The sequence below is a fragment of the Micromonospora sp. NPDC002411 genome (assembly GCF_053592955.1).
Genome location: NZ_JBSFBM010000175.1, coordinates 1 through 14,120 on the forward strand (window position 1 = coordinate 1; position 14,120 = coordinate 14,120).

General features: G+C 71.4%; 14 protein-coding genes and 1 pseudogene. 10 read left to right on the forward strand and 5 right to left on the reverse strand.

Going from position 1 to position 14,120, the window contains the following annotated elements; all coding sequences use genetic code 11:
• Window positions 1–334 (reverse strand): annotated as a pseudogene (locus ACWCO3_RS20620) (hypothetical protein); the annotation flags it as partial.
• 203 nt (window positions 335–537) lie between these two features.
• The gene (locus ACWCO3_RS20625; RefSeq protein WP_145779158.1) at window positions 538–786 is read right to left on the reverse strand and encodes a hypothetical protein; all 249 of its coding nucleotides are present in this window, start codon (window positions 784–786) and stop codon (window positions 538–540) included.
• A gap of 402 nt (window positions 787–1,188) precedes the next feature.
• Here ACWCO3_RS20625 and ACWCO3_RS20630 point away from each other — a divergent pair, with 402 nt between their 5' ends.
• The 6 genes from ACWCO3_RS20630 (at window position 1,189) to ACWCO3_RS20655 (ending at window position 6,696) form a co-directional block, all read left to right on the forward strand.
• A complete protein-coding gene (locus ACWCO3_RS20630) occupies window positions 1,189–2,076 on the forward strand; it encodes a helix-turn-helix domain-containing protein (protein ID WP_357930047.1) in 888 nt (295 codons plus the stop codon).
• On the forward strand, window positions 2,069–2,269 hold the full coding sequence (locus ACWCO3_RS20635) for a DUF397 domain-containing protein (protein ID WP_145779160.1): 201 nt from the start codon (window positions 2,069–2,071) through the stop codon (window positions 2,267–2,269). Before ACWCO3_RS20630 ends, ACWCO3_RS20635 begins: the two co-directional genes overlap by 8 nt.
• A gap of 47 nt (window positions 2,270–2,316) precedes the next feature.
• Entirely contained in the window at window positions 2,317–3,126 is an 810-nt protein-coding gene (locus tag ACWCO3_RS20640; RefSeq protein WP_450011505.1) for an Fpg/Nei family DNA glycosylase, read from the forward strand.
• A 156-nt stretch (window positions 3,127–3,282) separates the two neighbouring features.
• Entirely contained in the window at window positions 3,283–4,164 is an 882-nt protein-coding gene (locus ACWCO3_RS20645; protein WP_145779163.1) for a fructosamine kinase family protein, read from the forward strand.
• Window positions 4,165–4,480: 316 nt separating this feature from the next.
• The gene (locus ACWCO3_RS20650; RefSeq protein WP_145779164.1) at window positions 4,481–5,746 is read left to right on the forward strand and encodes an AGE family epimerase/isomerase; all 1,266 of its coding nucleotides are present in this window, start codon (window positions 4,481–4,483) and stop codon (window positions 5,744–5,746) included.
• Window positions 5,743–6,696 carry a carbohydrate kinase family protein gene (locus ACWCO3_RS20655; RefSeq protein ID WP_450011507.1) on the forward strand — a complete coding sequence of 318 codons (954 nt, stop codon included), beginning with the start codon at window positions 5,743–5,745 and terminating at the stop codon, window positions 6,694–6,696. The genes ACWCO3_RS20650 and ACWCO3_RS20655 overlap by 4 nt, the downstream gene beginning before the upstream one ends.
• 94 nt (window positions 6,697–6,790) lie before the next feature.
• Here the strand turns inward: ACWCO3_RS20655 and ACWCO3_RS20660 are convergent, their stop codons facing one another.
• The 3 genes from ACWCO3_RS20660 to ACWCO3_RS20670 all read right to left on the reverse strand — a co-directional run bounded on the left by ACWCO3_RS20660 (window position 6,791) and on the right by ACWCO3_RS20670 (window position 10,371).
• A complete protein-coding gene (locus ACWCO3_RS20660) occupies window positions 6,791–7,759 on the reverse strand; it encodes a LacI family DNA-binding transcriptional regulator (RefSeq protein WP_269683770.1) in 969 nt (322 codons plus the stop codon).
• Window positions 7,760–7,831: 72 nt separating this feature from the next.
• The gene (locus ACWCO3_RS20665) at window positions 7,832–9,211 is read right to left on the reverse strand and encodes an FAD-dependent oxidoreductase (RefSeq protein WP_145779166.1); all 1,380 of its coding nucleotides are present in this window, start codon (window positions 9,209–9,211) and stop codon (window positions 7,832–7,834) included.
• 23 nt (window positions 9,212–9,234) lie between these two features.
• Complete coding sequence (locus ACWCO3_RS20670) at window positions 9,235–10,371, reverse strand: carboxylate-amine ligase (protein WP_244311570.1); 1,137 nt, start codon at window positions 10,369–10,371, stop codon at window positions 9,235–9,237.
• A gap of 157 nt (window positions 10,372–10,528) precedes the next feature.
• On the opposite strand from ACWCO3_RS20670, the gene ACWCO3_RS20675 reads away from it, so the two are divergent.
• The 4 genes from ACWCO3_RS20675 to ACWCO3_RS20690 form a co-directional block, all read left to right on the forward strand.
• Window positions 10,529–10,822, forward strand: coding sequence for a DUF6412 domain-containing protein (locus ACWCO3_RS20675; protein WP_244311571.1), 294 nt, complete (start codon window positions 10,529–10,531; stop codon window positions 10,820–10,822).
• A 102-nt stretch (window positions 10,823–10,924) separates the two neighbouring features.
• On the forward strand, window positions 10,925–11,680 hold the full coding sequence (locus ACWCO3_RS20680; protein WP_450011510.1) for a YidC/Oxa1 family membrane protein insertase: 756 nt from the start codon (window positions 10,925–10,927) through the stop codon (window positions 11,678–11,680).
• A gap of 72 nt (window positions 11,681–11,752) precedes the next feature.
• The gene (locus ACWCO3_RS20685; RefSeq protein WP_450011512.1) at window positions 11,753–13,162 is read left to right on the forward strand and encodes a carbohydrate-binding protein; all 1,410 of its coding nucleotides are present in this window, start codon (window positions 11,753–11,755) and stop codon (window positions 13,160–13,162) included.
• 148 nt (window positions 13,163–13,310) lie between these two features.
• The coding region (locus ACWCO3_RS20690) for a cellulose binding domain-containing protein (RefSeq protein WP_450011514.1) at window positions 13,311–14,120 on the forward strand (810 nt) is incomplete at its 3' end.

Genomic DNA, 14,120 nt, shown 5'->3' on the forward strand with positions numbered 1-14,120 from the left:
GAAGGACGACGGCTCCACCGTCGGCGGTTGCTGGATCTACACCGGCGTGTACGCGGACGGCGTCAACCAGGCGGCCCGCCGCAAGCCCGGCGCGGCGCCGCTCGGCCTCGCCGGGCTGGTCGTCGGTCGCGGCGGCGCTGCGGTACGTCGTCTGGTCGGCGTCCCGGTCCGCGACCGCTGCACGGCCGGTGTCGCCGTTGGTCCGGCCCTCGGTCACCGTCGAGTCGTCCCGGTCGGTGACCTGGGTGTCGCGGCCGTCGATGCGGCCGTCGAGGTTCTCGTCCCGCGTCGGCGCCGGCTCGGACCGGCGGGACAGCGAAGGAATCCTGACCACTACACACCTCCTGTTGAATGCGTGGTGGCCGTCGGAAGAAGGGACACCCACGCGGTACGACCCCTGAAGTACCCCGCTGCACGTTTCCTGACACCATTTCCGGGTACGGCCGCCGGGACCGCCTTGATCGACTCGGCTTGCGGGGAGATCGGGGCGTCGGCTCGCTTTCTCGAACCCGCCTTGATCAGGCGGTGGAGCGCGCCCTACCGCCTCCGCGTGAGCGCTGGCGCGGCGTGCAGCACCCGCAGCCCGGCCTGTTGCACGAACACCTCGCGCTTGTCGATGGCCAGTCCCTTGTCGTTCAGGACGTAGCCCGTCAGCCAGACCCACCCCTGGTACGTCGGGCGCGGATCGACACTCACCAGGCGGAGGCGCAGCTCCCGGTCGTCGGCGAACTGCACCGAGCACGCCTCGCCGATCAGCAGCAGGTCGCCGGGCTTCAGGTCGGTCATGTGGGCCAGTGCCCACGCGTGATCGGAAGGCGGTGGCGGGCCTGGCAGGGCAGTTCAGCACCGCACCGGCACACCGTGCGCCAGCGCGCCCAACTCCAGACCGGGCGGTGTCGACGGGCGAGGGTCAGTGCGGTGACCAAGAGGTATTCGTTGTACGACACACGCATGGTGGCGTTCCTTCCGAGGAATAGCGCGTGCCGTGCTGCGGGCGCGCTAATGCCGACGCCATTTCCGACGTCACTTCCGGGCTCCCCTGATGCGTGACAGCATGTTCCATGCTGGCCACCTTGCGCAATGTCCTGACCCGTCCTAACCTCAGTCCGAAATGACGCACGAGGAATGGAATAGAAATGCGCGCGTGGCGAAACATTCCGTGTTGCACGAGGAGAGCGGTGATGTTGCATGACGGATGAAACAAGCGGGTCGACAGTCCCTCGACGACAGCTCGGTAGGCTGCTCACGCAGCTCCGTGAGGAAGCCTCGGTGACGCTGGACGCCGCAGCGGAAGCGCTGGACTGCTCGCGGCAGAAGGTGTGGCGCATCGAGAAAGGGCTGGTTCCGGTGCGGGTGGTGGACGCCCGTGCGATGTGTGCTCTCTATCGCGTGCCGGCCGCGATGGGGGACCTTGTCGCGGGCCTCGCGAAGGAGACCCGTGCCAAAGGCTGGTGGCACTCGTACGGCGATGTGGTTCCGTCGTGGTTCTCGCTCTATGTCGGCCTGGAATCGTCCGCCACGCTGATTCGCCGATACGATTCGGAGTTGATCCCCGGACTTCTGCAGACCCGCGAGTACGCCGCCGAACTGTTCCGCCGGAAGAATCCGACGATGACCGCCGACGAGCGGGAGAAGTTGGTGCAGGTGCGGTTGCAGCGGCAGGGCATCCTCGTCCGTCGGCTGCCCACCGCGCCCACCCTGCGGGTCGTCCTGAGCGAGGCCGTCCTGCGGCGCACGATCCCCGACCATCGGGCGATGACTCAGCAATTACGACACCTGCTCGACGTGGCCGCGCTGCCGACAGTGAGCCTGCGGGTGTTGCCGCTCGCCGCCGGTCCGCCGCTGGCCAGCGAGACCGGCACCTTCGTCCTGTTGGATTTCCCGCAGGCGTTCGGCCGGGCGTCGACCGAGCCGACCACCGTCTACCTGGAGAACATCACCGGCGCGTTGTACCTGGACAAGCCAACCGAGGTCGCCGCCTTCGAACATGTCTGGTCGGACCTGGAGGCGCTCGCATCAGGTGAGGCAGAATCAGAGAAAATGATCACTTCGATCATCGAGGAGCATCATGACTGACCTTGCCGGTGCCACCTGGCGGAAGAGCACCCGCAGCGGCGGGAGTGGCGGTGACTGCGTCGAGGTGGCCGACAACCTGCCCGGCGTCGTGGGCGTACGGGACAGCAAGGACCCGACCGGTGCGGCCCTGGTCTTCGCCACCGCCGCCTGGGCCGCGTTCGTCGACGGCGTGAAAGAGCAGCGCCACCGCTGACCGCGCCGCCCTCTGCGCCTCGGGGCCCCTGGCTATCCTTGGTACCCGTGCCAGAGGGACACACGATCCACCGCCTGGCGGCCCGGCACGCCGACCTGTTCGCCGGGGACAAGCTGCACGCCGCCAGCCCGCAGGGCCGCTTCGCCGAGGGCGCAGCCCGGCTCTCCGGGACCGTCCTGGAGAGCACCGAGGCGTACGGCAAGCACCTGCTGCACCACTACGCAGACGAGCTGACGCTGCACGTACACCTCGGGTTGTACGGCAAGTTCACCGACGGGCCGGGAGAGCCGCCCGAGCCGGTCGGTCAGGTGCGGCTGCGGCTGGCCAGCGACCAGCACTGGCTGGACCTGCGCGGGCCCACCGCCTGCGAACTGCTCACCCCACCCGAGGTGGCCGCCCTGCGGGACCGCCTCGGGCCCGACCCGCTGCGCCCCGACGCCGACCCCGAGCGGGCGTACGCCCGGATCTCGCGCAGCCCGACGCCTCTGGCCGCGCTGCTGCTGGACCAGTCGGTGGTGGCCGGCACCGGGCTCATCTTCGTGACCGAGGCGCTGTTCCGGGCCGGGCTGCCACCGAGGATGCCCGGCCGAGCACTGAACCGCGCCGGCTGGGACACGCTCTGGGCAGACCTGGTCGGGCTGATGCGGCTCGCGGTCGAGCACGGCCGGATCGACACCGTGCGCGACGTGCACCTGCCGGAGGCGATGGGCCGTCCGGCGCGGGTGGACCGGCACGGCGGTGAGGTGTACGTCTACCGCCGCCCCGGCGCGCCCTGCCACGTCTGCGGCACCGAGGTTAGCCGCGGCGAGCTGGCCGGCCGCAACCTCTACTGGTGTCGTACCTGCCAGCCGGGCTGACCCTCCGCGCTTGATCGACTCCAGGTCGGCGATGTGGCGGTGTCGTCGCCGCAGGATGGCACCACCTCGCCGATGTGGAGTCGATCATCCATGCCGACATCCTGCCTGGCGGGTTCGACCTTGAACACGCGCCCGGACATGAAGGATCCTGTGCTGATGCAATCGGCACCGTTCCTCCTGGACCGCCTGGGCCGTGCCGGGATCAGCGATGTCGTCACGGTCGAGCCCGCCACGGGTGGGCTCGCGGCGCTCGCGGGCATAGCCACCCGCCGGGAGGCGCCGTCGGTGTTCGTGAAGGCCTTCGCCGAAGCGCCCGACGACGACGTCTTCGTCGCGGAGGCCGAAGGGTTGGCCGCGCTGCGTGAGGTGGGCGGCGTGGTGACACCCGAGGTGATCCTGGCGGACCGGGAGCTGCTCGTGTTGTCGGTGCTGCGACCGAGGCCGCGCACCGAGGCCTTCTGGGAGCGGTTCGCGCACATGCTCGCCCACCTGCACCTGAGCACGACGCATCCGCGCTTTGGTTGGCACCGGGACAACTGGCTGGGCCGCCGCCGGCAGACCAATGGCTGGCATGACGACGGCTTCGCGTTTTTCGCCCAGCACCGGCTGCTCCGGTGGCTGGGGGAGCCCCGCGTCGAGGCGGCGCTCGACCGGGACGATCGTCTTGCGCTGGAGCGACTCTGCGACCGGCTGCCCGACCTGCTGCCGGACCGGCCGGCATGCCTGACGCACGGTGACCTGTGGGCGCAGAACGTCCTCGCCACTGCGGACGGCCAGCCCGCGTTGATCGACCCGGCGGTGTCCTACCTGTGGGCCGAGGTGGACCTCGCCCACGTGTGGTCGACAGCGCCCCCGCCCGAGGCGCAACGGTTCTTCACGGTCTACGCGGAGCTGACCTCCCTCGATGGCGACTGGCAGGCCCGGATGCCGATCGTCCAACTGCGACAACACCTCGCCGTGCTGGCCCAGTTCGACGACGACTGGGGTGCGGCTGACCAGATCCGTGCCACGCTCGCCCCGTTCCGGACGCGATCCTGACCGGAGGGCAGGCGGTCGGGGCGGCTCGCCGTCTCGCCGTCGAGGACGCCTGCGACACGCTCGACTCGTCCGTGACTGCACGGCGCGGTGTGACGCAACCGGAATTGACAGTTGACCTGCCACCGGAGCAGGGTTGCAGAGTGACAACGATGTCAACGGACAGAGAGGGAGGAATCGCGCAGATGATCCTTCCGCCTGCGCAACCGGTACGGCCAGCCGGTTCGTGGTGTCCTGTTGACGGTTTTCCGGCGCGGACCCGGTCCGCCCGCCGATCCTGGCCGTATGTCCCTTCCCTACCCGACGGTGACCAGCTGAGATGACCGACCTGCCCCGATCCGACGCCGCCCCGACCCCCGCTCCTGCCGGGTCACCAGAACTGCCCGATCTGGACGAGTTCCTCGCCGACCAGACCCGCACACTGCTCGACACCGCCGGCCGGTCGGTCCGGCCCGAGGGCGGCTTCTGGTGGCTCACCGACGACCGCACCCCGGACCGGGGCGAACCGGTGTTCACCTGGATCACCTGCCGGATGACCCACGTGGCCGCTCTCGCCCACCTCGGCGGCGACCCGGACGCCGCCGCCCTCGTCGACCACGGCGTCGCCGCGCTCAGCACACTGCTGCGCGACGACCGGTACGGCGGCTGGTTCAGCGCGGTCGACCAGCAGGGCACACCCGTCGACGACCGGAAGGCCGGCTACGACCACGCGTTCGTGCTGCTCGCCGCGTCCAGCGCCGCGCGCGCCGGCCGGCCGGGCGCGGAGCAGCTGCTCGCCGACGTGTTGGCAGTGGTGCGGGACCGGTTCTGGGACGACGAGGTCGGCGCGGTCCGCGAGTCGTGGAACCGGGACTGGACCGTCACCGAGGACTACCGGGGCGCCAACAGCAGCATGCACATGGTCGAGGCGTTCCTCGCGGCCACCGCCGCGACCGGCGACGCGACCTGGGCCGACCGGGCCCTGCGGATCGCCACCCACCTGGTGCACGGCGAGGCCGCACGGCACGACTGGCGGCTCCCCGAGCACTTCACCGCCGACTGGACGCCGCTGCCCGACTACAACCGGGACCAGCCCGCCGACCCGTTCCGCCCGTACGGCTCGACCATCGGTCACTGGCTCGAATGGGCCCGCCTGCTGCTGGAGCTGGAGGCTGTCCTTCCGCAGCCACCGCGCTGGCTGCTCAGCGACGCCCGCGCCCTGTTCGCCGCCTCCGTACGGCGTGGATGGGCGGTCGACGGGGCCGACGGCTTCGTCTACACGATCGACTGGGACGACCGGCCCGTGGTCCGCTCCCGGATGCACTGGGTGCTCGCCGAGGCGGTCGGTGCGGCCATCACCCTGCATCGACGCACCGGTGACGAGGTCTACGCCGACTGGTACCGGGTCTTCTGGGCGTACGCCCGTCGCAACCTCATCGACGGCACCGGATGGCGGCACGAGCTGGACGCGCAGAACCTGCCCTCCGACACGGTCTGGCACGGCCGGCCGGACGTCTACCACGCGTACCAGGCGGTGCTGCTGTCCCGTTCGGCGGAAGGGCTCGGCGGCGCCGGCCCGCTCGCACCGGGCGAGGTGACCGCGTGATCGTGGTCGCGGGCGAGGCGTTGATCGACCTGGTGGTCACCCCCGACGGAGAACGGGCCGTGCCGGGAGGCTCCCCGGCGAACGTGGCGGTCACCCTGGCCCGGCTCGACCAGCCGGTACGACTGCTGGCCCGGCTCGGCACCGACGACTACGGTCGGCAGGTCGCCGAGCACCTGAGGGCCAACCAGGTCGACCTGGAGTGGGCGGTCCGCGCCGAGGAACCCACCTCGGTGGCGGTGGCCACGTTGAACGCCACCGGGCAGGCGAGCTACGAGTTCCGGCTGGCCGGCGCTGCGGACTGGCAGTGGACGCCGCAGGAGCTGCCCGAGCTGGCCGGGTCCTCGGCGATCGCGTTCCACACCGGGTCGCTCGCGCTCGCGCTGGCCCCCGGCGCGCAGGTGTTTGAGGACCTGCTCGCCCGCGAACGCCACCGGGACGGGCTCACCCTCTCGATCGACCTCAACCTGCGGCCGAGCATCGTCACCGACCGGGAGGCGGAGCAGGCCCGGGTACGCCGGCAGGTGCCCCTCGCGCACCTGGTCAAGGCCAGTGACGAGGACCTGGCCTGGCTGTATCCGGACCGGTCGGTGGCCGACGTCATGGCCGAGTGGCGTGAGGTCGGGGTGTCCTGCGCGGTGGTGACCCGGGGTGGTGAGGGCGCCTGGCTGCTGGCCCCGAACGGCACCCTGCACGAGGCGACGGCGGTACGGACCACAGTTGTCGACACCGTCGGCGCCGGCGACTCGTTCACCGGTGGCCTGCTCGCCGCGCTGGCCGACCTCGACGCGCTCGGCGACCGGCCTGCCGACCGCCTCGCCGCGGTGACCGAGCAGCAGTGGGACGCGGTGCTCCGGCAGGCTGCCACGGTGGCCGCGCTGACCTGTGGTCGCCGAGGTGCCGACCCGCCCCGCCGCGACGAGGTCGAAGCCCTACTGACCCCGCAGACCTGAGGAACCGCGTCGATCATGGAGTTGTGGTGGTCGTTTGACGGTGTTCCGCGGCTTATGCGGGGCACCACAACTCCATGATCGACCGGAGCGGGGGTTAGGCCAGGCCTCGGGGTCTCAGGTGGGTGGGGAGGACTGTGGTGGCGGGCGGTGAATCGTCGCCGGCTATCCGGCCGAACAACCGCTCGGTGGCGACCCGGGCCAGCTCCCGGGTGTCGTACGCGACGACGGTCAACGGCCGGGGCATCAGGTGGGCCAGCTCGAAGTCGTCGAAGCCGACCAGCGCCGCGTCGTTGCCACGCCGGTGCAGCTCCTGGAGCGCACCCACTGTGAGCCGGTTGTTGGCGCAGAAGAACGCGGTGGGCGGATCCGCCAGGTCGAGCAGTTCGCCGACCGCCCGTCCCGCCTCCTCCGGCGCGATCAGCCTCTCTCGGACCAGCGACTCGTCCGGCTCGACCCCGGCGGCGTCCAACGCCGCCCGCGCCCCGGCCAACCGCTCGCGCATCGTGGGCACGCTCGGCGCGCCCAGCAGGAGGCCCACCCGGCGGTGCCCCTCGTCGAGCAGAGCGCCCACTCCGGCGTGGCTGCCGCCCCGGTTGTCCAGGAGCACCGCGTCGGCCTGTAGGCCCTGCGGAGGCCGGTCCAGGAACACGACAGGCATCCCCAGCTCGACCTCGCGACGCAGGAACGAATGGTCCAGGCCCGCCGGCACCACCAGAAGCCCGTCCACCCGGCGTTGGGTGAAGTCCTGGAGCAGGGCGCGTTCCCGCTCCGGGTCCTCCTCCGAGGAGGCGGTGATCAGCATGGTGCCGTGGGCGGCGGCGATCTCGGCGGCGACGCTGGCGATGGTCGCGTAGAACGGGTTGGCGATCTCCTCGATGAGCAACCCGACAGTGGCGTTGAGCTGCCGGGAGCGCAGGTTGCGCGCGATGTCGTTGCGCCGGAAGCCCAGCTCGGCGATAGCGGCCAGCACCCGGCTGACCAGTTCCTGCCCCACCGGCTCGTCGTTGACCACACGGGAGACCGTCTTCAGGCTGACGTCGGCACGTCGGGCCACGTCGACCATCGTCGGGCGTCGGCGCACGGTCGGCCGGGTCGGGGTCTGGGTCACGGGGTGGTCCTCCACGGCGAACGCGGGTCAGCGGTCGAGCGCGGAGAGCGCATCGACCGCTTTTCGGGCGGCGATGAGCACCGGATCCCACACCGGCGCGTACGGCGGAGCGTAGCCCAGGTCCAGTGCCGTCATATCGTCCACCGTCATGCCGTTCCACAGTGCCACGGCAAGTGCGTCGATCCGTTTCGCCGCCTCCGACCAGCCGACGATCTGCGCGCCGAGCAGCCGACCGTTGGGACGCTCGGCGATCAGCTTCACTGTCATCGGGCGGGCACCCGGGTAGTAGCCGGCCCGGTTGGTCGACTCGGCGATCACCGAGACGAAGTCGAAGCCGGCCGCCTCGGCCTCGCCCTCGCGCAGGCCCGTCCGGCCCACCTCCAGGTCACAGACCTTGGTCACCGCCGTGCCGATCACGCCGGCGAACGTGGCGTACCCGCCGCCGATGTTGATCCCCGCCACCCGGCCCTGCTTGTTGGCGTGCGTGCCCAGCGGCACGTGCACGGGCATCCCGCTGACCCGGTGCAGCGTCTCCACACAGTCGCCGGCCGCCCAGATGCCGGGCATCCCCGGCACCCGCATCCGGCGGTCCACCCGGACCCCGCCGGTCGTGCCGATCGGCAGCCCGGCAGCCGCGGCGAGCGCGGAGTTGGGGCGTACACCCAGGCCCAGGACCACGACGTCGGTCGGCATCGGCCCCTCGGCCGTGACCACCGCGGTCACCCGGCCGTCCCGCTCCTCCAGGCCGGTCACCGGCAGGCCGGCGCGGATCGTGATGCCGAGGCCGCGCATGGCCTCGGCCACCAGCTCGCCCATGTCCGGGTCCACCGTCGACATGGGCTGCGTGCCCGCCTCGACCAGGGTCACCGAGAGACCGCGCTGGATCAGGGCCTCGGCGATCTCGACGCCGATGTAGCCGCCACCGACCACCACGGCCCGGCGCGGTCGCGGCTCGGCGTCCAGCCACTCGCGCAGCGCCGCCCCGTCGTCCAGGGTCTGCATGCCGAACACGCCACCCGCGTCGGTGGACGCCCACGGTGGCTTCACCGGCACCGCGCCGGTGGCGTACATCAGCTCGTCGAAGCGCTCGCGGACCTCGCCGCCGCCTTCCAGGTCCTGGGCCACCACCTCCCGGCGTTCCAGGTCGATGGTCGTGACCTCGTGCCGCATCCGCACGTCCATCGCGTACTCGGTGCGGAACGTCTCCGGATCCCGGGCGATCAGCGCCTCCGGGCCGGACACCAGACCACTGATCCAGTACGGGATGCCGCACGCCGAGTAGGACGTGAAGTGGCCGCGTTCGAAGACCATGATCTCCAGGTCGTCACGGCCACGGCGGCGACGAGCCTGGGACGCCGCCGACATGCCGGCGGCGTCCCCGCCAATGACGATCAACCGTTGCGCCACGGGATCATCCTGTCACGAGGTGTTCAGCCGCGGGTCTGTCGCGCGACGTCCTGCACCACGTCGGTGAGTCGGCCGGTGCGCGCGTACACCGCGCGTTGCCGCGCCGCCCCGCTGCCGTGCCGGCGCAACCCACCCAGCAGGTCGGTCACCTCGGCCCAGTCGCCGTGCTGCTCCAGCGCCGGCCGCATCCGCTCCACGAACCGGTCCAACAGCTCCCAGGCGGAGCTCAAATCACCTGTGGTGACGTCGACGGCCTCGCCCTCCAGGCCGTCGTGGGCGGCCCGCCAGTGTGCCCCGACCAGCAGGTGATGGTCGGTCCGCAACGCCGGTCGGCCGGCCTCGACATCCGTCATCGCGGTGGACACCAGGGCTCGGACCAGCGCGGCGACCAGCACCGCGTCGTCCACCGACGGGCAGACGTCACCGATCCGCAGCTCCACCGTCGGGTACTTCGCCGACAGGCGGGCGTACCAGTAGAGCATCCCCTCGTCGAGCATCACCCCGCTCGAGATCAACTGGCGGATCAGCCGCTGGTAGTGCTCGTGCGACTCCAGCCACGGCGTCGGGGCCACCGAGGGCCACCGCTCCCACTCCACCGACCGCCAACTGGCGTAGCCGGTGTCCGCCCCACGGGCGAACGGCGAGTTGGTGGTCACCGCGTGCAGCAGCGGCAGCCACGGCCGGACGTGGTTGAGCACCTGTACGCCGGTCTCCGGGTCGGGCACGCCCACGTGCACGTGCATGCCGTTGTTGCCGGGACCGGGGACGAGCAGCTGGAACCGCTCGATCATCCGGTCGAACCGGGGCTTGTCCACCACCGGCGGCACCGGGCCGTCCACCGGACCGGTGCCGATGGCGAGCAGGCGTACGCCGGCCCGCTCGGCGGCGTCGGCGAGCGCCCGACGCAGCACGCCGAGGGAGTGCCGGATCGACGAGAGCTCCACACCGGGTGGGCTGCCGATCTCGATCTGACTGGTCTGGAACTCCCGCTCGACCTGCCCGCGCAACTCCGCCGGCACCTGCTCCATGACCAGGTCGACGGCCGGGACCGCAGCCCCGGTGTGCGGGTCGACGAGCAGGAACTCCTCCTCGACGCCCACGGTGAGCAATCCGGTCGCCGCAGCCGCTCCGCTGGGCGCCTCCGCCACCTGGCCGGTCATCGACACCACCGTCCGTTCCTACCGTTCGCGGTCCGTCCGCGTCGGTCCGTCGCTTGGTTACCCAACGTGGCGATACCGGGAAACGTGGCGGCGGTACCTCTTACCGCGTGCCGGCGATCCGGCCGGACGACGTGACACGGCGTCCTATGCTGAGCCCGTGCCGGTGCCGCTGGGATTCCTCGGGTTCGTGTGGGTGTACGCGTTCGCCCAGCTCACCCTTCTCGCGGACCGGCCGGTCGACCTGCTCGCGGGCGCCGCGTTGACCGCGTTGGTGCTGCTCGCCGTGATGCTGGCGGCACGGGTACGCGACCGCTCGGGCGCACCTGGCGTCGGACCCCGTTGGGCCGGCCTGCGGGCCCGTTCCCGTGGTCGTCGGATGCCCCGGCAGATCGACCCGGACGCCGCCGGTCGACCCCGTCCCCGCGCTCCCGGGCACCCCTCGGCCGCGTAGCGCCACGCCGCCGCGCGGCCGATCCCGCCGTCACCGGTCCCCCTGCTGAGCGGACGCCGCCGGAGGAGAGGACCTCACCGGAATCGGCCCGAGGGGTTTCCCATGCTTGCCTTCGCACCACTGCACGACGTTGTCGGCGCTGCCGGCACCGCACTGTCCTGGCTCACCGATCTGCTCGAACCGCTGGCCGGCGGCATGGCGACCGCCGCCGCCATCGTGCTCTTCACCATCGCCATCCGCCTGCTGATCTCGCCCCTCACCGTGGTGCAGGTCCGCGGCGAGCGACGCCGCGCGGCCCTCGCCCCGCAGGTGCGTGATCTCCAGCGACGGTACGCCGACGACCCGGCCACGCTTCAGCGCGAGGTGTTCGCCTTATACCGGGAGGCTGGGGCGAACCCGATCGCCGGCTGCCTGCCGTTGCTGCTCCAGGCACCGTTCCTGCTGGTCCTGTACCGGCTGTTCACCACCAGCGAGGGTGGCACCGGGCTGCTGGAGGAGCGCCTCGCGGGGGTGCCCCTGGGCCACCACCTCACCGACGGGCTGACCGGGGCGGCGGGTCCGCTCTTCGCCGTGTTGCTGGCGGTGTTGTTGGCGGTGGCCTGGTGGTCGTCGCTGCGGGCCCGTCGGGCGTCGGCGGCGGTCGGCACGGTGGCCGGTACGCCCACCGAGGGACCGGGGGCGGCCGTGCTCGGGCGGCTGCTGCCCCTGCTGCCGTTCACGACTGTGCTGGTGGCGCTGGTGCTGCCGCTCGCCGCGGTGATCTACCTGGTGACCACGAGTGTGTGGTCGGCTGCCGAGCAGGCGGTGCTCCGTCGGGCGCAGGCGGTGGCGGCGAACGCCGATGCAGATCGACGTTGACAAATGTCATGGCGAAGGCGTACAACCCTGAGAGAGCGCTCTCTCGACCCGTCTCCGCAGAGAGGCACGTCCATGACACCTCCTTCGGCGGCCCCCGCCGCCCCGCTCGTCCGACGCCGGCTGCGGCTGGCCTCCGTCCTGCTCGTCGCCACCACCACCGTCCTGGCCGGCGTCACCGTCACCGCGCAGGCGGCCGTGCCGCCACCTCCGACCGGCTGGAGCACGGTCTGGAGCGACGACTTCACCGGCGCCGCCGGAACTCTGCCGTCGTCCGCCAACTGGATCATCGACACCGGCCACAGCTATCCCGGTGGTCCGGGCAACTGGGGCACCGGCGAGATCCAGAACTACACCGCCAGCACCGCCAACGTCAGCCACGACGGTGGCGGCAACCTGCGGATCACACCACTGCGCGACAGCGGTGGCGGCTGGACCTCCGCCCGGATCGAGACCGTGCGCAGCAACTTCAAGGCCCCGTCCGGCGGCGTGCTCGCCATCGAGGGCCGGATCCAGATGCCGAACGTCACCGGCGCCGCGGCCGCCGGCTATTGGCCGGCGTTCTGGGCCCTCGGGGCGCCCTACCGGGGCAACTACCAGAACTGGCCGGGCATCGGTGAGTTCGACGTGATGGAGAACGTCAACGGCATCAACTCGGTCTGGGGCGTGCTGCACTGCGGCGTCGCGCCGGGCGGGCCGTGCAACGAGTCCAACGGCCTCGGCGCGTCCCGGGCCTGTCCGGGTTCGAGCTGCCAGTCCGCGTTCCATACGTACCGGTTCGAGTGGGACGCCTCGATCAGCCCGCAACAACTGCGCTGGTACGTCGACGGGCAGCTGTACCACACCGTCACATCTAGTCAGGTCGGTGCGTCCGCCTGGTCGCAGATGACCTCGCACCAGGGCTACTTCCTGCTGCTCAACGTCGCGATGGGTGGAGCCTTCCCGAACGGCGTGGCCGGCAGCGGCACGCCGACCGCGGCCACCGTCTCCGGTCGACCGATGCTCGTCGACTACGTGGCGGTGTACCAACGCGGAAGTGGCACCACCCCGCCGCCCACCACGCCGCCGCCCAGCGGCACGAGGGACGCGTACGCCCAGATCCAGGCCGAGTCGTTCAACGGGCAGAACGGCGTGCTCGTCGAGGCGTGCTCGGAGGGCGGGCAGAACATCGCGGCGCTGCGCAACGGTGACTGGGTGCGCTACGACAGTGTCGACTTCGGTTCCACCGGGCCCCGGGACTTCCTGGCCCGGGTCGCCTCCGGCGCGGGTGGCGGTGCGAGCGGCCTCGTCGAGGTGCGGGTGGACAGTCCGACAGCGGCACCGATCGGTAGCTTCGCGATCGGCAACACCGGTGGGTGGCAGAGCTGGCGTTCGGTGCCCGGCAACGTGGGCGCGGTGACCGGCCGGCACTCCGTGTACCTGACCTTCGCCAGCGGTCAGCCGAACGACTTCGTCAACGTCAACTGGTTCACCTTCCGTCGCTGATCCGACCCGACCGGGCCGCCTGTCGCACGATCACGCGACGGGCGGCCCGGTCCCTCCGCGGCGACCCCTGGACAGAAACAGTTAACTGTCTTAATAATAAGCGGAACGTCGACGTCCATGGATGCCCGAGCTGGGCGCGGAGGGCCGCATGAAACGCTCCAGATCACTTGTCCTGTCCCTGGTCACCGCGCTCGCCGCCACGCTCGGCGCGGCCTGGGTGGCGCTGCCCGCGTACGCCGCCGGGGCCACCGCCAGCTTCGTCAAGACCGCCGACTGGGGTTCCGGTTGGGAGGGGAAGTACACCATCACCAACGGTGGCACCTCGACCATCAACGGCTGGAGCCTCGCCTTCGACCTGCCGTCGGGCACCACCCTCGGCAGCTACTGGGACGCGCTGCTCACCTCCGCCGGTCAGCGGCACACCTTCACCAACCGGTCCTGGAACGGCGCCATCGCCCCGGGCGCCTCGGTCTCCTTCGGCTTCCTGGCCAGCGGCTCCGGCTCGCCCAGCGGCTGCCAGCTCAACGGCGCGTCGTGCGGCGGCGGCACCCCGCCCACCACGCCACCGCCCACGACTCCGCCGCCGACCACGCCGCCACCCACCACGCCACCGCCGACGAACCCGCCCACCGGTGACCTGCCCAAGCACCTGCTCACCGGCTACTGGCACAACTTCGACAACCCGGCCGTCGAGCTACGGCTGCGCGACGTCCCCACCGAGTACGACCTGGTGGCCGTCGCCTTCGCCGAGGCCACCTCGACACCCGGCGCGCTCACCTTCGGCATCGACCCCGGGCTCGCCGCGTCTCTCGGCGGCTACACCGACGCGGACTTCACCAACGACGTACGCACCCTGCACAGCCGGGGCAAGCGGGTGATCCTCTCGGTCGGCGGCGAGACCGGCCGGGTCACCGTGAACGACGCCGCGTCGGCCACGGTGTTCGCCGACACGGCCGCC

What these genes read in the sequence shown, in the direction of transcription:
- ACWCO3_RS20645 (WP_145779163.1), top strand. Translation starts at nt 3,283, where the DNA reads ATGCAATCGGCACCGTTCCTCCTGGACCGCCTGGGCCGTGCCGGGATC.
- ACWCO3_RS20685 (WP_450011512.1), top strand. Translation starts at nt 11,753, where the DNA reads ATGACACCTCCTTCGGCGGCCCCCGCCGCCCCGCTCGTCCGACGCCGG.
- ACWCO3_RS20630 (WP_357930047.1), top strand. Translation starts at nt 1,189, where the DNA reads ATGACGGATGAAACAAGCGGGTCGACAGTCCCTCGACGACAGCTCGGT.
- ACWCO3_RS20660 (WP_269683770.1), bottom strand. Translation starts at nt 7,759, where the DNA reads ATGGTCGACGTGGCCCGACGTGCCGACGTCAGCCTGAAGACGGTCTCC.
- ACWCO3_RS20650 (WP_145779164.1), top strand. Translation starts at nt 4,481, where the DNA reads ATGACCGACCTGCCCCGATCCGACGCCGCCCCGACCCCCGCTCCTGCC.
- ACWCO3_RS20635 (WP_145779160.1), top strand. Translation starts at nt 2,069, where the DNA reads ATGACTGACCTTGCCGGTGCCACCTGGCGGAAGAGCACCCGCAGCGGC.
- ACWCO3_RS20670 (WP_244311570.1), bottom strand. Translation starts at nt 10,371, where the DNA reads ATGACCGGCCAGGTGGCGGAGGCGCCCAGCGGAGCGGCTGCGGCGACC.
- ACWCO3_RS20625 (WP_145779158.1), bottom strand. Translation starts at nt 786, where the DNA reads ATGACCGACCTGAAGCCCGGCGACCTGCTGCTGATCGGCGAGGCGTGC.
- ACWCO3_RS20680 (WP_450011510.1), top strand. Translation starts at nt 10,925, where the DNA reads ATGCTTGCCTTCGCACCACTGCACGACGTTGTCGGCGCTGCCGGCACC.